This is a genomic window from uncultured Actinomyces sp. (genome assembly GCF_963526355.1).
In the GTDB taxonomy this organism is placed as follows: Bacteria; Actinomycetota; Actinomycetes; order Actinomycetales; family Actinomycetaceae; genus Actinomyces.
The window spans coordinates 15,754-34,128 of record NZ_CAUROW010000008.1 but is presented as its reverse complement, the minus strand read 5'-3'; the positions used below and the strand labels follow the sequence as shown (position 1 = coordinate 34,128).

At 67.9% G+C, this 18,375-nt stretch carries 13 protein-coding genes and 1 riboswitch; of the genes, 5 read left to right on the top strand and 8 right to left on the bottom strand.

The features are described 5' to 3' along the window. The first annotated feature begins 392 nt into the window (after nt 1–392). Nucleotides 393–2,036, top strand: coding sequence for a DivIVA domain-containing protein (locus RWR81_RS03750; RefSeq protein ID WP_314454599.1), 1,644 nt, complete (start codon nt 393–395; stop codon nt 2,034–2,036). A 10-nt stretch (nt 2,037–2,046) separates the two neighbouring features. Beyond that, nucleotides 2,047–2,547: a hypothetical protein gene (locus RWR81_RS03745; RefSeq protein WP_314454596.1), complete on the top strand. Its 501-nt coding sequence runs from the start codon at nt 2,047–2,049 to the stop codon at nt 2,545–2,547. Nucleotides 2,548–2,583: 36 nt separating this feature from the next. Here the strand turns inward: RWR81_RS03745 and RWR81_RS03740 are convergent, their stop codons facing one another. From RWR81_RS03740 to RWR81_RS03720, 5 genes are all read right to left on the bottom strand, one after another. After that, nucleotides 2,584–2,874, bottom strand: coding sequence for a hypothetical protein (locus tag RWR81_RS03740; protein WP_314454594.1), 291 nt, complete (start codon nt 2,872–2,874; stop codon nt 2,584–2,586). Between the two features lie 110 nt (nt 2,875–2,984). Beyond that, a complete protein-coding gene (locus tag RWR81_RS03735; protein WP_314454591.1) occupies nt 2,985–3,839 on the bottom strand; it encodes a carbohydrate ABC transporter permease in 855 nt (284 codons plus the stop codon). Between the two features lie 6 nt (nt 3,840–3,845). Further along, complete coding sequence (locus RWR81_RS03730) at nt 3,846–4,775, bottom strand: sugar ABC transporter permease (RefSeq protein ID WP_314454588.1); 930 nt, start codon at nt 4,773–4,775, stop codon at nt 3,846–3,848. Nucleotides 4,776–4,923: 148 nt separating this feature from the next. Next, nucleotides 4,924–6,243: an extracellular solute-binding protein gene (locus tag RWR81_RS03725; protein ID WP_314454585.1), complete on the bottom strand. Its 1,320-nt coding sequence runs from the start codon at nt 6,241–6,243 to the stop codon at nt 4,924–4,926. Nucleotides 6,244–6,617: 374 nt separating this feature from the next. After that, a complete protein-coding gene (locus tag RWR81_RS03720) occupies nt 6,618–7,604 on the bottom strand; it encodes a malate dehydrogenase (RefSeq protein ID WP_314454582.1) in 987 nt (328 codons plus the stop codon). 284 nt (nt 7,605–7,888) lie between these two features. On the opposite strand from RWR81_RS03720, the gene RWR81_RS03715 reads away from it, so the two are divergent. Both RWR81_RS03715 and RWR81_RS03710 read left to right on the top strand, forming a co-directional pair. Beyond that, nucleotides 7,889–9,715, top strand: coding sequence for an ABC transporter ATP-binding protein (locus tag RWR81_RS03715; protein ID WP_314454579.1), 1,827 nt, complete (start codon nt 7,889–7,891; stop codon nt 9,713–9,715). Continuing rightward, nucleotides 9,712–11,547: an ABC transporter ATP-binding protein gene (locus tag RWR81_RS03710; RefSeq protein WP_314454576.1), complete on the top strand. Its 1,836-nt coding sequence runs from the start codon at nt 9,712–9,714 to the stop codon at nt 11,545–11,547. Before RWR81_RS03715 ends, RWR81_RS03710 begins: the two co-directional genes overlap by 4 nt. A 104-nt stretch (nt 11,548–11,651) precedes the next feature. Here RWR81_RS03710 and RWR81_RS03705 read toward each other — a convergent pair whose 3' ends face one another. From RWR81_RS03705 to purH, 3 genes are all read right to left on the bottom strand, one after another. Continuing rightward, nucleotides 11,652–13,004, bottom strand: coding sequence for a dicarboxylate/amino acid:cation symporter (locus RWR81_RS03705; protein ID WP_314454573.1), 1,353 nt, complete (start codon nt 13,002–13,004; stop codon nt 11,652–11,654). A gap of 179 nt (nt 13,005–13,183) precedes the next feature. Then, complete coding sequence (locus RWR81_RS03700; RefSeq protein WP_314454571.1) at nt 13,184–13,483, bottom strand: DUF3017 domain-containing protein; 300 nt, start codon at nt 13,481–13,483, stop codon at nt 13,184–13,186. Nucleotides 13,484–13,600: 117 nt separating this feature from the next. Continuing rightward, the gene (purH, locus tag RWR81_RS03695) at nt 13,601–15,418 is read right to left on the bottom strand and encodes a bifunctional phosphoribosylaminoimidazolecarboxamide formyltransferase/IMP cyclohydrolase (protein WP_314454568.1); all 1,818 of its coding nucleotides are present in this window, start codon (nt 15,416–15,418) and stop codon (nt 13,601–13,603) included. Between the two features lie 25 nt (nt 15,419–15,443). Further along, a riboswitch (ZMP/ZTP riboswitch) is annotated at nt 15,444–15,533 on the bottom strand. Nucleotides 15,534–15,868: 335 nt separating this feature from the next. On the opposite strand from purH, the gene RWR81_RS03690 reads away from it, so the two are divergent. Further along, entirely contained in the window at nt 15,869–18,364 is a 2,496-nt protein-coding gene (locus RWR81_RS03690; protein ID WP_314454564.1) for a hypothetical protein, read from the top strand. Nucleotides 18,365–18,375 lie beyond the last annotated feature (11 nt).

Here is an 18,375-nt window from a genome sequence, read left to right as displayed (position 1 = left end):
CGCTGTGAGCACTCACCAGGTGCTCGACACACACCAGAATCGCACGACGGACCCCGCGGCCGCACCGACCTCAGCGCAAAATCACAGTGACACACGCGCTGAGCGAAGCGATCTCTCCCGCCTCCTCGCCAGCAGAAAAGGTCGTGCCCTAGCACCAAGCGGCAACTCGTTCCCCACAAGGAGCCGGATGAACGGTCGGAGAAACGGCATGCCACGATCGGCCTGTATCCGTCAGATCCTCGGCTATCCCGACCAGACCGCTCGAAACAGAAGCTTCACCTGCTAGATTGTGCATATCGTCACTCTTTCGTGACCGCCGTCCCGATCATACCCAATCGTTACTCTTGGGCCAGCGGCGAGCGTCCCCGGCTCGCCAGGAGGAGGAACCCGACGTGGCTGAGGAATACAGCGAGTTTGCTATCACAATGCGCGGTTACGACCGCGCTCAGGTCGACCGGAAACTGGAGCAGCTCTCGCGCCAGCTGGCCGACGCCCGTCGTGAGGTCGCCAGCCTCGATCAGCGCGCCATGACGCTGGCCGGCGAGCTGGCCGACACCCAGCGCAAACTGCGGGAGTCCGACAAACCGACCTACGCCGGCCTGGGCTCACGGATCGAGCAGCTCCTGCGCAGCGCCGAGGAGCAGAGCGCCTCGGTGCTCTCCAAGGCCAACGCCGAGGCGGATGCCCTGCTGACCCGCACCCGTACCAACGCCAAGAACCTCTCCGAGCGAAGTGCCTCGGAGGCGGCGACCCTGCTCGCCGACGCTCGTCGCGAGGCCAGCGAACTGCGTTCCCGTTCCCAGGGAGAGGCCTCCACCGCGCTGGCCAACGCCGAGGCCCGTGCCCAGGAGCTCGTCTCCTCCGCCTCGCGCAAGGCGGCTCAGATCTCCGCCGACTCCGAGGCGGCCGTTACCGAACTACGTGCCTCCGCCGAACGAGAGGCCGCACTAGTCCTGTCCCAGGCACGCAAGCAGGCCGCCGAGATCGCCATCACCTCCGAGCGCGACGCGACCGCCAACCGCGAAGCCGCTGCCGCCGAGGCCGACGAGCTGCACAAGACCTCCTCGGCAAAAGCCGAGGAGATTCTCTCGGCCGCCAAGCAGGAGGCCGAGCTGACCGTCGGCAAGGCGCAGCGCGAGGCCGAGGACATCCTCACTGCCGCGCGCAACGAGTCCGAGACTCTGCGCCGCTCGGCCGCCGACGAGGCGGCCGCCGCCCGCTCAGAAGCCACCGAGCTGCGTCAGCAGGCCACCTTGGAGATCGCCGCCGCGCACGAACAGGCTGCCCAAGAGGACTCCGACGCCCATGAGGCCGCCCGCGAACGCATCCGGGAGATGCAGGAGCAGGCTCAGATCCAGGCGCAAGAGGCCGAGGAACGCCTCCAGGAAGCACTCTCGCGAGCCGAGGAGGTACGCGCTCGCACCGACGCCGAGGCTCGCAAGCGTCAGGAGGAGGCCATTGCCCAGGCCGAGGAGACCCTGGCCCAGGCCCGGATCGAGGCCGAGCAGATCATCGGCGACGCCCAGGCCGATGCCGACGTCACCGCCCAGGTCTCCGCCCGTCAGCTCGAGGAGCTCGAACGCCAGCGCGACTCGGTCTCGGCCTACCTCGCGGAGATGCGAGGCGTCCTGGGCGGCGTCCTGCCCCAGGCACCAGTCTTCAATGACCATGTCTCACCCCTGTCCCCGGACGCGCAGGAGCCTGTGCAGGAGCGGTCCTCTGCCGCCTCGGCGCCGGCCGCCGGCAGCAGCGCCGACACAGCCGGCAGCGAGAACAACTCCGCCGCATCGGCGGCATCCGCCACATCAGCCACATCGACTGCCTCGGCACCGTCGGCCACCTCCGCCTCGACGCCCGCCGGGAACAAGAACAGTACGGCCCCGGGCGGTGGCCGGCGGACGGAAGCGCAGTCAGCCCCGAAGAACACCCACAAGGGTGGCGCCGGCCGCCTCGAGAACGTTCCTCCTCCGAGGAGCTCGGGCGGGTCCGGCAGCGCCGGCAACCGCAGTTCCCGCCAGGGCAAGGGGCGCCGCTGAGCACCGATCAATGACAGCCGTCGACGACGCCCGGTTCGGGAACGAGGCATCCAGTACCGCCGGTTCTGATGACTCCGATGACTCCGGCTGGGCGGAGTCACGCCGTCAGGCCGCCGGTCAACGGGCGCGCATGCTTCAAGAGCGCCAGAACGCCGAGTACGCCCGAGCTGCCCGTATCGTCGATCTCTTCCTCCAGGTGGCTCGCAACGACGGCCTGGAGGCGGTGCCGCTACGGGTGCGCGGCTACTCCGGTGGAACCGCCCGCACCCCGTTGCACGGTTGGTACCTGCGGTCTGATGGAACCGTCGGCATCGACACGGAGGGACGGTTCTACATCCTGTCGATGCCGCTGAGCCTGAGCCAGCGCCTGCGCGGGGTCAGGCCCGAAAGTCAACCGGTGCCGATGACCATCGGCGAGGGCGGGCGCGACGGCGACATCGTACCGCTACGGTTCGCCTTGAACCGTCTGCTACCGGGCTGGGAGGGGCGTGCCCCGGAGCCGCTCGTGTGACCCGCAAGCGTGTCGCTGCCCCATTTTCCCGCTCGTCTACCAGAGACGACGCTCCCAGCAGGAGGTGTGCCAGTGACGGCGTTCCTCCAGGCCACGGTCGGCTCCGAAGAGGGACTCGTTGGTCCAAGCCACCACGTGCGCAGTGCCGGCGGGGATGACGTGGTGGCAGCCGGGGCAGGTGTACGACTTATCCCCGCCGCGCAGATAGCGCACAGTGAAGTCGGCCCCACCGGGACCGGTCTGGGTGCGCGGCACGGAGGCGAGGCGGTCCATGCTCAGGGGAATGTGCCCCTGCCCGTAAGGGCGCTTGGATCTGCGGCGTGCCATGCCCCGATCACATCACATCCGGCTCCCGTCCCCAAGCCGGGGATGGGAGCCGGATGCGATGGCGGGTCCTACGAGCCCCGCGAGAGCCGGATCGGAAGATCGGGCCGTCCTCAGCCCTTGACCGATCCGGCCATGAGCCCTCCGACGAAGTACTTGCCCAGCAGGATGTAGACCACCAACGTGGGCACTGAGGCGATCAGGGCGCCGGACATGGAGGCCCCGTAGTCGGCCAGGATCGATCCGTGGGCCAGGTTGTTGAGTGCCAGCGTCACCGGCCCGGACTGCGCCCCTCCGCCGAAGAACAGGGCGAACAGGAAGTCATTCCAGGCGGAGGTGAACTGCCAGATGAGGACGACAACGAAGCTGGGAACCGAGATCGGCAGGACCACCGATGCGTAGGTGCGCAGCATGCCGGCCCCATCGACCCTCGCGGCCTCAATGAGCTCGTTCGGAATGGTCTCGTAGTAGTTGCGGAAGATGAGAGTCGTGATCGGGATGCCGTAGACCACGTGCATGAGGATCAGTGTATGGATCCCGAACCCCACCTCGGCGCTGGTCATCAGCCGCATGAGTGGGATCATGACGGCCTGGTAGGGGATGAACATACCGAACAGGATGAGGGTGAAGACCGCGTTGGCACCGGGGAAGCGCCACTTGGACAGGACGAAGCCATTGGCGCTTCCCAGCATCGCCGAGATGATCGAGGAGGGGATGACCAGGGCCAGCGAGCGCAGCAGCCCGCCACTGAGCTGGTTCCAGGCGTTGGACCAGTTCTTGGTGACCCAGACCTCGGGCAGGAACCAGGTGCGGGAGGGGTCGGCGTCGGCGGATCCCTTGAAGGAGGTGACCAGCAGGACGTAGACGGGGATGAGGACGAGGACCACTGAGGCCAGCAACAGGATGAACCGAGCGGTCTGGCCCCAACCAGGACGGCGCAGGGCGCGCATCGGGAGAGTCTGTGCCATCGCCGCTCACCTCCTGCCCTTGGCGTCGTGGACAAGGTAGGGGACGACGGCGATAGCGACCAGGACCAGAAGGATCGTGCCGACGGCGGCGGCGTTGGAGTAGTCGTTGTCCGTCATGAAGTTGAACATGTCGATGGCAGGGACCTTGGTGGAGTAGGTGCGCTGGTCCGTGATCGACATGATGAGGTCGAATGACTTCAGCGACATGTGCCCGATGATGATGACGGCGCTCAGGGCGATTGGGGTCAGCTGGGGGAAGATGATCGACTTGTACAGCTGCCACTCGCTGGCACCGTCGACCCGGGCCGCCTCGCGCAGGTCGTCGGGGATGCCGCGGAAACCGGCCAGGAAGAGCGCCATGACATAACCGGCCAGCTGCCACACGGCAGGCAGCGCGATGGCGAGGATGCCCCAGGTGGTGTTCTGGGTCCATGAGTTCTCCAGGAACCTCAGGCCGGTCATCTCGAAGAGGCGGTTGAGTCCCGAGGCCTGCTCGCCCTGGGCGGAGTTGAGCAGCCACCGCCACACCACACCCGAGGCCACGAAGGACACGGCCATGGGGAACAGGAAGATGGAACGGAAAATCCCCTCCCCCTTGATGGGGCGGTCCAAGAGCCAGGCCCACAGGAAACCGACCACGAGGGTGCCGGCCAGGAAGGTGATGGTGAACAGGATGAGGTTGACGAAGGAGTGCCGGAAGTCCGGGCTGCCGAACAGGGCCGTGAAGTTGCTCAGCCCGACGACGGTGGTCCCCCTGCGGCCGGAGACCTGTCCCGCGGTGTGCATGTCCAGCAGGGAGGTGTTGATGTTGATTCCGATCATCCCGTAGACGAAGACGCCGACGAGGAGGATTGAGGGCGAGATGAGCAGGAGGCCGGGCCCCCACTGCTTCCAGCTCGCCCGACGGCGCCGCACGGGGGCGGTCTTGGTGCTCACGAGGTTCTCCTGATGCGTTGATGGCGGAAGGATCCGCTGATGGTGGTGATGACCGACGGCCGACTGATCGGCGGGAGGTCGGCCCCGAGGGTGGGAACGGAGCGGAGCGGAGCGGACATGTGGTCCGTCCCCACCCCGGGGGGACCTGTCAGGAGGCGGCAGCGGCCTTGAGGTCGGCCTGGAGGGCGGTGACGTCGGAGGCTCCCTGAGCGAACTTGGTCAGAGCATCGTTCATCGCGTTGGTCGCCTTGGCGGGCAGGGCGGCTCCGTGGGCGATGGAGGAGACGATCTTGTCCTTGGCGAAGGACTCCATGGCCGAGCGCTGGTACTCGGAGAACTTGCCCTTCTCCTCATCGGTGAGGTCCGTGCGAGCGGGGATCGAGCCCTTGACGGAATTGAAGGCGATCTGGCCGTCCTTGGAGGAGATCGCGTTGAGCCAGTTCTTGGCACCGCCGGGGTGCTTGGCGCCTTCGGGAAGGGTGAAGGAGTCGGCCAGGAAGTCGAAGACGCCGTCGGTGCCCGGGACCGGGAAGTAGACATAATCCTCTCCGGCCTTCTTGCCGGCGGCATCGAAGCCGGCCACGGCCCAGTCACCCATGACGTTGAAGGCGGCCTTGCCATCCATGATGGGCTTCATGGCGGGCTCCCAGTCCTCGGTGTAGAGGGAGGCGTCGGTGTAGCCCACGATCGTCTTGTAGTGATCCAGCGCCTTGGTGACCTCGGCGCCGCCCCAGTCGGTCTTACCGTCGAAGAGTCCGTTGTAGGCATCCACCCCCAGGTCGGCGATGAGGATGGTCTCGAGCAGCTCGAGCTGGGTCCAGGCCATGCCCATGGTGATAGGGGTCAGCCCCGCGGCCTTGACCTTCTCCATGTCGGCGATCCAGGCATCGATGGTGGTGGCCGGCTTGGCCGGGTCGAGCCCGGCCGCCTTGAGCGCGGGAACCGAGGCCCACACGACATTAGCCCGGTGGATGTTGGAGGGCACCGAGTAGATCTTGCCGTCGGAGTCCTTGAGACGGTCCATGAGAGCAGCTGGGAAGGCCTCGTTGAGCTTGAACTCCTCGTAGAGACTGGAGACGTCCAGCAGGTAGCCGGCCTCGATGTGGTCCTTGATCTCGGCACCGGCGTGGGCCTGATAGGTGTCCGGCGGATTCTTCGCGGCCAGATCGGCCGCCAGCTTCTGCTTGGCCTGGCTGCCCGCTCCGCCGGAGACAGCCTTGTTCTCGAACTTCGTCTTGGCGAACTGCTCGTTGAAAACCTTGACCAGGGCATCCAGGCCGAGCTTCTCCGACCCGGCCGACCACCAGGTGACGACGTCGACCTCGCTGTCATCCCCCTGGCCGACAGAGCCGCCCGACTTCGAGCCGGAGCCGCCTGAGGTCGCGCAGGCGGCCAGGGTGGCGGCGACAGCGGTGGTTCCCAGCCCCGCCAGCACAGCGCGGCGGGAGAGGTAGTGGGTGGGACGCATGGGACTGCTCCTTAGAAACGACGTTGTCTCATGACCACGGCAGCGTTGCCGCGGAGGAAGAGAAATGACAGGAGGTCATCTGATCTCGACGAAGAGACTAGACCTAAGTTGAGCGACACTCAAGTATATGTTGCATAAACAATCATAATTCCGGCATGTCCTCACATGTCTATACCAGTGATTGCAATACTTCGTCAGACTGTCCTCGCGTGCAGTCAGAAAAAAGTCCTCGCTGCACGTGATGCAGCGAGGACCAGACCGGGGATCGGATGGTTACGCCGACCCGAGAACGACCTGTAGCGGATCGAGGACGAGTCGTCCCGAACACGCTCTCAGGCGGACTCCGAGTACCGCCCCGGGGAGCTGAAGACGACTCAGATGAGCCCCATGGAGGCCACGGTGTTCTTCTCATCGACGAGCTCGGCCGCCGAGGCGTCGATCTTGCCGCGGGAGAAGTCGTCGATCTCAAGGCCCTGGACGATCTTCCACGCACCGCTCTCCGAGGTGCAGGGGAAGGAGGAGATGATGCCCTCGGGAACGCCGTAGGACCCGTCGGACATGACCGAGGAGGAGGTCCAGGACCCGGAGGTGCCCAGCACCCAGTCGTGCACGTGGTCGATGGCGGCCGAGGCGGCCGAGGCGGCCGAGGATGCACCACGGGCGTCGATGATGGCGGCGCCGCGCTTGGCGACGGTCGGGATGAAGTCCTCCTCAACCCAGGCGCGGTCGGCCAGGATGTCGGTAATGGGGGTGCCCTTGACGGTGGCCTGGGTCAGGTCGGGGTACTGGGTGGAGGAGTGGTTGCCCCAGACGGTGACCTTGTCGATGTCGGTGACGTGGCAGCCGGCCTTGGAGGCGAGCTGGGCCAGTGCACGGTTGTGGTCCAGGCGGGTCATCGCCGTGAAGCGCGAGGCAGGAATATCGGGGGCGTGGGAGGCGGCGATGAGGGCGTTGGTGTTGGCGGGGTTGCCCACGACGAGCACCTTGATGTCATCGGCGGCGCCGGCGTTGAGGGCCTCACCCTGGGGCCCGAAGATGCCGCCGTTGGCGGAGAGCAGGTCGGCGCGCTCCATGCCGGCCTTGCGGGGCATGGAGCCGACGAGGAAGGCGATGTTGGCGCCGTCGAAGGCGGCCTTGGCGTCGTCGAAGATGTCGACACTGCCCAGGGTCGGGAAGGCGGAGTCGAACAGCTCCATGGCGGTGCCCTCGGCGGCCTTGACGGCCGGCGGGATCTCGAGCAGACGGAGATTAACACGCTGATCCGGGCCGAGAAGGGCGCCAGAGGCGATGCGGAACAGCAGCGCGTAGCCGATGTTGCCGGCGGCACCGGTGACGGTGATATTGACGGGAGCGTTTGCCATCGAGGACTCCTTCGAGACGTGTGTCGTCACGGGCCGCAGGCGGCAGCCCGGCAGGACAACGCTATGACGTCCGCTCAGGTGAACACACCGATCCACCATGTTTCGTGACTCTCACCACCCACTGAGCCGTCTTTCGTGGAGACTGTGGTGCTCCGCAGCAGTCCCTGGTGATTCCTGATGGTTCCTGGTGATCGCAGTGAGATCCGCCCCGCTCCTGGCAGCGCCTCTCTTCGATCGATACCCTGGAGCCCTCCCCCAACCCATTTCTCGTCTTCAGGACCGTGATGAGCTCACGTCGATCCCTCGTGCCCCTTGCGGTGCCGCTACGCCGCAGTTCCACGCCCCACCCCGAGGTCTCCTCACCCGTTGGGCGCCGCGCGGGCGCCCTTTCCTTCGGCCTGATACTGCTGGGCGCCCTGGGCTCGGGCTGGTGCCTCATCTCCACCGGACGCGCTCTGGGCGCCCTGCTGGTCTCCTCGCAGACCTCCGGCCTGCTCACCCAGGCGTTGGCGGCGGCCGTCCTGAGCGCCGCCTGTCAGCTGCTGTCCCAGTGGATCGCCCGCTCCAGCGCGCTCAGCGAGGAGGCTCACCTGCGCCGGCTCACGCTGGCACACCTGCTCGGTCTGGGTCCTGCGCGTGCCGCCGACGTCCGCAGCGGCGCCACCGCCTCCCTGCTGACCGACGGCGCCGAACGCGTGGCTCTCTACCGCCAAACCTTCCTGGCCCCGACCCTGGCCGCAGCCGCGGCACCCCTGCTGGTACTCATCGAGCTGGCCCTGACGGTCGACATGGTCCCGGCCCTGGTACTGGCCCTGGCCGTCGTCGTGGTACCCGCCTTCATCGCTTTCGCCCACTCTCGGCTGCGGACCTCGTCGTCGGACTCGAGGCGTGCACGCACGCGTCTGGCGGCCGAGTACCTCGACGCCATCCAGGGACTGCGGACCCTCACCCTGGCCCGGGCCGCAGAGCGCACCAGTGCCCGCCTACGCCTGGAGGGGGAGACGAATAGGCGCGCAGTCATGGGCCTGCTGGCGGGCAATCAGCTCGTCATCCTGCTCACCGACGGCCTCTTCTCACTCTTCCTCATCACCACGGCTGCAGGGATGGCCCTGCTGCGATTGTCCGCCGGGACGATCGACGCCGGAGACGCACTGGCGATCGTGCTGACCTCCTACGTGCTCCTGGAGCCGCTGGACCACGTGGGGGCCTTCTTCTACGTGGGGATGGGAGGCATGGCCAACCAGCGCGCCATCCGCCGGATCCTGTCGCGGCCTCTGCCGCAGTCCGCAGCACGTCCCGAAACACAGGCGGACACCTCAGCGAAGGAGGTACCACAGGCCTCCGTGGTGCTCGACGACGTCGGGGCCACGTGGGACGAGGATCCGGTGCTTGAGAGCGTGAGTCTGTCCGTGCATCGCGGCGAGCACCTGGCGGTCGTGGGGCCCTCGGGCGCCGGTAAGTCAACACTGATGGCAATGCTCGCCGGGAACCTTCTGCCCAGTAGCGGATCGCTGCGCATCGAGGGCACCGAACTCACCGCGACCACTCAGGACGAGGTGCGGGCCGCCTCCGCACTAGTGGCGCAGACGACGTGGCTGTTTACCGGCACGATCGCGAACAACCTGCGTCTGGCCCAACCGTGCGCGACGTCATCGCAGATGTGGCACGCCTTGGAGGTGGCCCGGTTGGACAAGGAGGTGTCCCTGATGCCTGAGGGGCTGGAAACACAAGTCGGTGAGGGCGGGCTCGGGCTGTCGGGCGGGCAGGCCCAGCGCCTGTCCCTGGCGCGCGCGGTCCTGGCCGACCGCCCCGTGCTTCTCCTGGACGAGCCCACCAGCCAGGTGGACCTGGCCAGCGAGACCGCCATCGTCGAGTCCATCGAGCAGCTGGCCCACGGCCGGACCGTCATCACCATCTCGCACCGTGCGGGGGCGCTGACCACCGTGGACCGGACCGTGAGGGTGGAGACTGGAGGCGTTCATGAGGTGGGCACCGCCAAGGCTCCCACCGCCGGCGCAGCAGACGGCACCGACGACGCCGAGGCCGATTCCCACGGAGCTGATGACGCCGCCGATGCGGCCGCCGGAAGGCGCGAGGAGCGGCGGGCATGATCCAGTCCAGACACTCATCAGCGGCTCGGCCGGACGAGAGCGACCAACTCGGTCAGGAGGAGGCCGATGTCTCGACACAGGCGCCGCCATCGCGCGCGGTGCTGGTGCGCTGGCTGCTGGCGGTCACCCGCCCGGTCCTGTCTCCGCTACTGGGCTCCACGTTGTGCCGCAGCGTCGCCATACTCAGCGGTGTGACCCTGTTCTCCTTAGGGGCCTACGCCGCAGCCTCAGTGGGACTGGCCATGGCGACCAGTGCCCCCGTGCCCAGCATCTGGCCGATTCTGGCTGTGATGGCGGGGCTCTCCCTACTCAAGGCCGCCCTGCGCTACGCCGAGCAGTTCCTTGGTCACCTGGTGGCCTTCAAGGCGCTCGAGCTGCTGCGCGGGCAGATCTTCCGCTCACTCATCCCCCGCTCCCCCAGGGTCAGCGTCACCTCCCACTCGGGCGATCTGCTGTCACGAGCCACCAAGGACGTGGACCGCATCGAGGTCTTCTTCGCCCACACCTTCGCCCCAGCGGTCTCGGCCGCCATCACTCCGGTCGTCGTGCTCACGGTCATCGGTCTGAAAGTCTCCTGGCCGGTGGCACTGTCGGTGTTTCCCCTCATGGTGTTCCAGCTGCTCATCGTGCCTCGTCTGGGTTTTACCGCCTCCCTGGAGGCATACCGGTCCGTCTCAGCGGCGCGAGCGGACCTCACTCAGCATGTCACTGACACGGTACAGGGCATGAGCGAGGTTGTCGGGTACGGATGCAGCCGGGAGCGTCTCGATGAGATGGCCGGGATCGACACCGAGATCGCCGGAGCCTCACGACTGAGCGTCCGGTGGGCCGCGCTGCGCCGGGGCGCCAACCAGCTTACGAGCCTGACCGCACCGATCGTCGTCGTCATGGTGGGGACGATGCTGCCTGCCACCGGCTCCGGTGAGGACGTGCCCCTTCTGGCGGCAGCCGCCGCGGCGGTGCTGCGGATGAGCGAGACCGTACGAGGCGTCGAGGAGCTCTCGGGAGCGCTCCATGCATCCTTCGCCTCGGCCGAGAGGGTATGGGAGATCGTCAACGCCCCGGTGGAGGTGCGCGACGGCGATGAGGAGCTGACCGGCGGTATCTCCCACGAGGTCCTGTGGCAGGACGTCAGCTACTCCTACCCGAGCACCGTGGCGCAGGCCGTGCGCGAGGTGAGCGCGAGGGCCAGGGCCGGGGAGTGGACTTGTGTCGTGGGAGCCTCGGGCTCGGGCAAGTCGACGCTGGCCCAGCTGGTGGTGCGCTTCGACGAGCCGGAGTCGGGCCGCATCCTCATCGACGGCCAGGACGTGGTCGGCCTGCGCGCGACCAGCCTTTATCAGGAGGTCGGGATGGTGGATCAGCGGATCCACCTCATGAGGGCCACGATCGCCGAGAACGTGCGCCTGGCGGCACCGTCGGCCACCGACGCCCAGGTACGCCGGGCCTGCCGAGCCGCCTGCATCGACGAGGACATCGAGGCCCTTGAGGACGGCTACGAGACTCTCGTGGGCGAGCGCGGCCAGTCCCTGTCCGGGGGCCAGCGTCAGCGTCTGGCACTGGCACGTGCCCTCCTTGCCCGCCCCGGGGTTCTCATCCTCGACGAGTTCACCTCCCACCTGGACCCCGACCTGGACGAGCGGGTGCGGGTTGGAGTGCGCACCTACCTGCCACAGGCCACGATCATTGAGATCACCCACCGCCTCCAGTGGTCCGAGCAGGCCGACCATGTCATCGTCATGGACGCGGGAACGGTGGTGCAGGCCGGTCCACCCGCCAAGCTCCTCGCCGAGCCCGGAGCGCTGCGAACATTGACCGCCCGCGGACGCTGACTGATGCAGGCGGACTGCACCGAGCGGGCCCCAGGGCTTCAGCAGCGCTGGCTCCCGCTCGGTCTTGGCGCGATACGGGCTCGGACTGAGCAGCTTCGAGCGGCCTACTCGTCGGAGCGGGTGGCGGCAGCGGAGACCTCCAGCTCCTCAGGGCTGACGACGCCCTTGACGCTGACGGCGTGGAGGTAGGCCATGCCGTCGAAGGAGAGCTCACGGGCATTCTCCGGGTCGCCCTCGTCGTTGACAGAGCCTCCCGCCATGCGGTCCACAATGATGGCGATGGCACCGTCACCGGTGACGTTCGTGGCGGTGCCGAAGGAGTCCAGGGCGATATAGGTGGCGATCATGAGAGCCACCTGCTGATCGTTGAAGCCGAGCATGGTGGACAGCAGGCCGGTGGCGGCCATGATGGCGCCCCCAGGAACGCCCGGTGCGGCCACCATCGTGATGCCGAGCATGAAGATGAAGCCGATCCACTGAGTGATGGAGACGTTCAGATCCTGGGTGAGGACGATGGCGAAGGCGAAGGAGAAGATCTTCGACGTCGACCCCGCCAGGTGGATCGTGGCGCACAGAGGGATGGTGAAGGACGCCACCGCGTCGGACACGCCGTTCTTCTTCGTCTGACGCAGAGTGACTGGGATCGTGGCCGCGGAGGAGGAGGTACCCAGTGCCGTGAGGTAGGCCGGCAGCATGGTGACCAGCGCCCTGAACGGGTTCCTGCGGCCAATGACACCGGCGACCACGAACTGAACGGTCAGGATGACGACCTCCAGGACGAGGACCACGATGACGACCCGCAAGAGCGCCTTCATGACGGCCCCGGCCGCACCGGTGTAGGTGAGGTTGAGGAAGATGCCGAAGATGTGCAGGGGCAGCAGCGGGATGATCATCCGCTCGATAAGGCGAGTGATGATGGCCCGGAACTCGATGAATCCCTTGCGCAGGACGCCCCGGGGCACCATGGACAGGCCGATTCCCAGGACGAAGGAGAGCAGCAGCGCGGTCATGACCTGGACGGCGGGCGGCATCTCAACGGTGAAGTAGCTGGTCAGTGCCCCCTCAGGCTTGGCGACGTCGGCCAAGGAGGTTCCGGCGAGCAGGCGGGGGAAGGTGACGGCACACACCAGGAAGGTGAGGAAGCCGGCGAAAAGGGTGGAGGTGTAGGCCAGGGCGGTGGTGATGCCGAGCCACTTCCCGGCACCGCGTCCTAGGTCGGCGATGGCGGGAGTCACCAGCCCGATGATGATGAGCGGGATGGCGAAGTTGAGGAACTGGCTGAAAAGGTCGGAGAAGGTCGCGAAGACGTTGCCGACGGGCTTGGGAACGGCGGGGTGGCCGCCGATCCGGATTGATCCCAGAAGCAGGGCCAGCACGATGGCGCCGATGACCCAGGTCAGGATGCTGTGGCTGAGACGGTGGCCCAGTGACGGCGGGGCCGAGGGATTGCGTGACATACAGGGACCTTCAGGGTGTGGAACGATGGCGGAACGTCTTGAGTGCCCCAGCGTGCCACAACGTCCGATCGCAGTGCGGCTCCGACCGACAAATGGGCACCCGCACGAGGCGGATCACAAGCAGCAAGGGGCTGCTTCACCAGGAGAAATCAGTGGTGCCGGCACAGCGGAGGCAGCGCTCACATGACATGGGGCAGATTTGCGTACGTGGAAAGAGTGAACAGGACCACGGCCAGACCGATACCGAAGACGACATCGAACAGGCGACTGCGCGCCGCCAGCCAGGTGCCGTCGGGGCGCTGGATCCGGACGATGGCCAGCGCCAGGATCCCTGCGGCCGCCCACAGGACGGCGAGGCGACGATGCCCCAGCAGCGCAATGACGGGAACCGCGGCCAGGCCGAGGGCCACAAGGACGACGCAGATCGTGCGGTAGGGCTCCTTGTGCTCGTCCTGCCGGGGATGCGGGTCGTGAGTCACGGAGACGAGCCTATCGGCGCACGGGGGCGCCGGTCCACGAGCTTCCTTCTCCACATCCCCCCTAACGCGCCGGCCGGCGCCCGATACAAGACCGCCGGGCACGAGGCCGCCGGGACATCAGTGGGCGAAGTGACGGGTGCCAGTGAAGTACATGGTGAGGCCGGCGGCCTGGGCGGCATCGATGACCTCCTGGTCGCGAATGGACCCACCGGGCTGAACGACGGCCCGCACCCCGGCGTCGATGAGGACCTGAAGCCCGTCGGCGAAGGGGAAGAAGGCATCGGAGGCGGCCACGGCACCGCGAGCGCGCTCCGGTGCGGCAATGGTGCCCCCCAGGACCTCGGCGGCGTCAGCCCCGCCGACGGCACCCTTCTCCTTCTGGGAGCTGTTGACTGCGGCGTCGCCGGTGGAGCGGGAACCCAGGGTGTTGGCGCGCTCGACGGCCAGCCTGCAGGAGTCGACGCGGTTGACCTGCCCCATCCCCACTCCGACGGTGGCGCCGTCGTGGGCCAGGAGGACCGCATTGGAGCGCACGGCACGCACCGAGCGCCAGGCGAAGGCGAGATCAGCCAGGAGCGCGTCGTCCGCGACGGGCCCTGCGGCCAGGGTCCAGGTCGCCGGGTCGTCGCCGTCGGCGCTGAGCACGTCGCGCTCCTGGATGACGGCGCCGCCTGAGACCTGCTTGATCTCGTAGCCCTCGCGCTGGGGGGCCTCGACGACGAGCAGACGGAGGTTCTTCTTGGTGGACAGGATCTCCACGGCCTCGTCGGCGAAGGCCGGGGCGGCGACCACCTCGGTGAAGACCGGCTTGATCTGACGTGCCATCTCGCCGGTGACGACTGTGTTGGTGGCGATGACACCGCCGTAGGCCGAGACCGGGTCGCAGGCGTGGGCCTTGCGGTGAGCCTCAGCGACGTCACCGGTGGCCGAGATGGCGATGCCGCAGGGGTTGGCGTGCTTGACGACGGCGACCGTGACGGCCTGGCCGTGGTCGTAGGCGGCGCGCACGGCGGCGTCGGTGTCGGTGTAGTTGTTGTAGCTCATGGCCTTGCCGTGGAGCTGGCGGGCGCCGGCCACTCCCCCGCTCGCCCCGGCGGTGCGGTAGACGGCGGCCCGCTGGTGGGGGTTCTCCCCGTAGCGCAGGCTCGTCAGGCGCTCGTATCCGACACCGATGTAGGCGGGCGGCGCGGCAGGCTCCCCCGAGTCGGTTACGTCTGCGGCGTCGGCAGTGTTCACAACGCCGTCGGCCTCGACCTGCCCGGCCAGCCATGTGGACACGGCGGCGTCGTAGGCGGCGGTGTGGGCGAAGGCCTCGGCGGCCAGCCGGCGGCGGGCGGCCAGGGTGAAGCCGCCCTCGCGCACAGCGGCGGCGACGGCGTCGTAGCGCGCGGGACTGGTGACAACAGCGACGGCGGGGTGGTTCTTGGCGGCGGCGCGCACCATGGCGGGGCCGCCGATGTCGATCTGCTCGACGCAGGCGTCGAAGGCGGCGCCGGAGGCGACGGTATCGGTGAAGGGGTAGAGATTGACCACGACCAGGTCGACGGGAGTCACGCCCAGGGTCTGGAGCTGGTCGAGATGGTCGGGCTTACGGCGATCAGCGAGGATACCGGCATGGACTGCCGGATGGAGGGTCTTGACTCGGCCCTCAAGGCACTCGGGGAAACCGGTGATCTCCTCCACCGGGGTGACGACCAGGCCTGCGGCAGCGATGGTGGCGGCCGTGGAGCCGGTGGAGACGATCTCGACGCCGGCATCGGCCAGGGCCTGAGCCAGGGGGACGAGGCCGGTCTTGTCATAGACGGAGACGAGGGCGCGACGCACGGGAACGCGGTCAGGGCTGACGAGGCCCTCGGTGGCGACGTGGGCGGTGGGTACTGTCTCGGCGGAGGACCGGCCGGCGGCCTGGCCCGACTGAGGGGACGACGGGGACATGATGCTCCTGGTGCGGCGTGAGGGCATGGGACGCCCAGGCGGGCGACGTCCCGTGCGTGGACGGCCTCGGCCACTCCCCGGTGGTGCCCCACCCTCGCCAGTTGTGGCCGACTCCATCTTATCGGGATCTTATCGGGTGGACTCGGCATGCGACCGGCACCGGGATGCGAGCCCGAGAGCTGTCTCCGAGTGGTCTTTCGGGTGCAGAAGTCCGCATCTGACCCATATCTCACTCATCCATCAGTTCCGAGCACAGCCCTCCCCTGCCGAGCTGGGGGCTCCACCCGGGAAGCCTCACGGTGGTTCCCCCGACCGGCAAGGCCGCCGCCTGAGGACCATCGAGCGGCCTTCGGTCGACCGGCTCACCCGAGGTGTCGCCGTCGGTAAATCAATCGATCGACCGGCTTGTTTCCTTGCGGGCGGCTCAAGATACCGCATACAGTCCCAAGCATGACTGCGTCCATCAATATCGCAGCAACACCGGTGTACCGCGGGGTTCCTCCCGAGCGGTGGCAGGAGGCCGCCTCCGCCTACCGGCGCTGGTGGAGCCGCCACACGGGGCTGTCCAGTGCCTTGAGCCTGGTGGTGCGCGGGGCCTACGCCGTCATGATCCCGCTGCTCGTCGCCGCTCTGTTCATCGTGCCGCGGCTGGCCTACGCGGTCGTCCCAGCGGCGTTCATGGCGGTGTGCCTCATGGTGGTGGCCCTGCTGGCCCGCACGCGCACCATCAGCTGGCGCTCCGTGGTTCTCATGTACGGCGTCGGCGCCGTGTGGTCCCTCATCGTGGCCATGATCATGAACTCGGTACGCACCCGAGCCGGGCTGTCCGTCATGGGCAACGGGATGAGCATCGCCCTGACCATTGCTCTGGACGTGCTCAGCCCCCTGGTGCCCCTGGTCCTCGTGGTGTTCCTGGCACCGGGCCGGATGCGCCGCCTGGCAGCCTCCGACTGGGCCTTGCTGGGGTTCGCCGCCGGCGCCGGCCTGACAGCCGTCAAGGACGGCATCCGGGCTCTTGAGGAGAGCAGGATGCTCGCCTCGATCCTGGGCAACGGGCGGCTTCCCTTCTCCTTCAACCCGTGGACCTCGGGGTCGATGACCCAGGAGGACAGCAATGTCCTGGCGGTCAGCAACCAGGTGAGCACCGCCAACATCACGATGGCGGTGGCCCTGGCGATCACACTGTGGCGACTCAAGGACTCACCGGCCTTCGAGGGGGCCAGGAACCTCGTGTGGCTGAGGATCGTGGCCTGGATCCTGCCGGCGGTGGTCATCCTGCAGTCGGTGAGCGACCACGCCACCTACATCGCCAGGATCGCCCAGCAGCTCGGCCACAGCGACTCCGGTGGCGGCTTCCCGGCCCTGCTCATGTTCCTGTGGCGGGTCAATGGCGGAGGCCTGAGCGCCATCCCCCTGTCCGTCATCCTCATGGCCGCCTGCCTGCTCCTGGACGCCCACCGCCGCGCCTACGCGGGCGTGCACGGCTGGACGGTGGCCGGGGCGCCGGCACCCCGCTATCCCAACCTCACCGAGGCGCCGCCGTTCGTGCGCGCCCTCATCGTCTCGGTGGTGGCGCTGGCGAACTTCACCTGGGGCGACCTGGCCGTCACCTGGGGCGCCTACGGGGACCTGCGTCAGGGGCGTCTCTACGCCATGCGGGCCGGACGGGCCACCGCCGAGCAGGTGCGCGGCGTGCGCGCCGACGCCATGGCGGCCACGACGCCGGGCGCTGAGCCGAATGCCCGCCAGGGCTTCCGCCTGGGGATCCTGGTGGTCGGCATCGTGCTGTTCCTCCTGTGCTGCATGTACGAGGTGCGCACCGTCTGGCAGCTCGCCCCCGAGCTCAAGGAGACCGAGGACAACCTGTTCCTCTCAGCCCTGCCGCGTCTGTCCTCCCAGTGGTGGAGCGGGTTGAGTGGCACCCAGGGGCTCCTCTACGCGATCGGTGCGCTGGCCACGGTGGCCATGAGCCTGTCCCTGGTCCTGAAGCTAGGAGCGCCGGGGCGCCGCATCAGCACAGCGCCGTCGTCGAGCAGCCTCGTAGGCCACCTGGCCGCACTCACACCGGGGCAGGCGTGCTTGGCCCTGCTGGACTTCGCCATGACCTACATGCCGCGCTCGGCTCTGAGCGCGAGTCCCGCCGGGGGCGGTACGGACCTGGCCGCCGAGCTCTCCGTCAACCGACGGATCCGGGGTGCAGAGAGCTTCTCCGAGAGCCAGGCGCTGTTCACGGCGCGCACCAAGCGGCAGGTGGCGGTCGAAGCCGATATCGCGCGTCTTCGCAAGCTCGCCGAGTCCGTGGGCGTCGTCGGTGCCGACGCCCTGGAGCCCGGCCGGCTCGATGAGACCGTCGCCGATCTGGCCGACTCCGGGGCCGACTCCCGGGTCATCGGTGAGATGCGAGACCTGGCCTCGTCGGTTGCCGAGCAGCAGGCCGAGATCCTGGGCCTGACACGCCGGCTCAACACCACCAACGGTGAGCAGTTCGCCGTCCTGGAGGGCTTCCGGATCCCCGACGCCTTCCGTGGCAGCGCGATCGACCAGCGGCCGGTGGACAGCCCCGTCCACGCGCTGGCGCTCTCGCCCAGTGGGGCCCAGCTGGTCGTCATCGAGTACCAGGGGGCGGCTCCCACGATCGATGACGACGACGAGACCGACATTCCTCCCCGCAGACTGCCGGGGCGAGTGGCGCACAAGTCGGCCGACAACGTCCTGGAGCATCTGGCCTGCGATGAGCGCGTCGCGCGGTTCTTCCATGAGGACCCCGAGCCGTGGCGGGCCATCGAGGAGGGGCGCACGAGTCTGGAGGCGAACGTCCTATACACGCCCATTCCCGGGATGACCTACCGGGCCGGGTCGGGGGCCCTTGCGGTGACGCCCGGGCTCATCGACGGCGTGGACGCGGCAATCAGGACTCTGAGCAGCGCCGACGCCCCAGCCCGCTGACTCCGGACGAG

Bases quoted from the DNA above. Each gene is read 5' to 3' on its own strand.
- RWR81_RS03715 (WP_314454579.1), top strand. From the start codon at position 7,889: ATGAGCTCACGTCGATCCCTCGTGCCCCTTGCGGTGCCGCTACGCCGC.
- purH (WP_314454568.1), bottom strand. From the start codon at position 15,418: ATGTCCCCGTCGTCCCCTCAGTCGGGCCAGGCCGCCGGCCGGTCCTCC.
- RWR81_RS03710 (WP_314454576.1), top strand. From the start codon at position 9,712: ATGATCCAGTCCAGACACTCATCAGCGGCTCGGCCGGACGAGAGCGAC.
- RWR81_RS03705 (WP_314454573.1), bottom strand. From the start codon at position 13,004: ATGTCACGCAATCCCTCGGCCCCGCCGTCACTGGGCCACCGTCTCAGC.
- RWR81_RS03720 (WP_314454582.1), bottom strand. From the start codon at position 7,604: ATGGCAAACGCTCCCGTCAATATCACCGTCACCGGTGCCGCCGGCAAC.
- RWR81_RS03735 (WP_314454591.1), bottom strand. From the start codon at position 3,839: ATGGCACAGACTCTCCCGATGCGCGCCCTGCGCCGTCCTGGTTGGGGC.
- RWR81_RS03725 (WP_314454585.1), bottom strand. From the start codon at position 6,243: ATGCGTCCCACCCACTACCTCTCCCGCCGCGCTGTGCTGGCGGGGCTG.
- RWR81_RS03740 (WP_314454594.1), bottom strand. From the start codon at position 2,874: ATGGCACGCCGCAGATCCAAGCGCCCTTACGGGCAGGGGCACATTCCC.
- RWR81_RS03690 (WP_314454564.1), top strand. From the start codon at position 15,869: ATGACTGCGTCCATCAATATCGCAGCAACACCGGTGTACCGCGGGGTT.
- RWR81_RS03745 (WP_314454596.1), top strand. From the start codon at position 2,047: ATGACAGCCGTCGACGACGCCCGGTTCGGGAACGAGGCATCCAGTACC.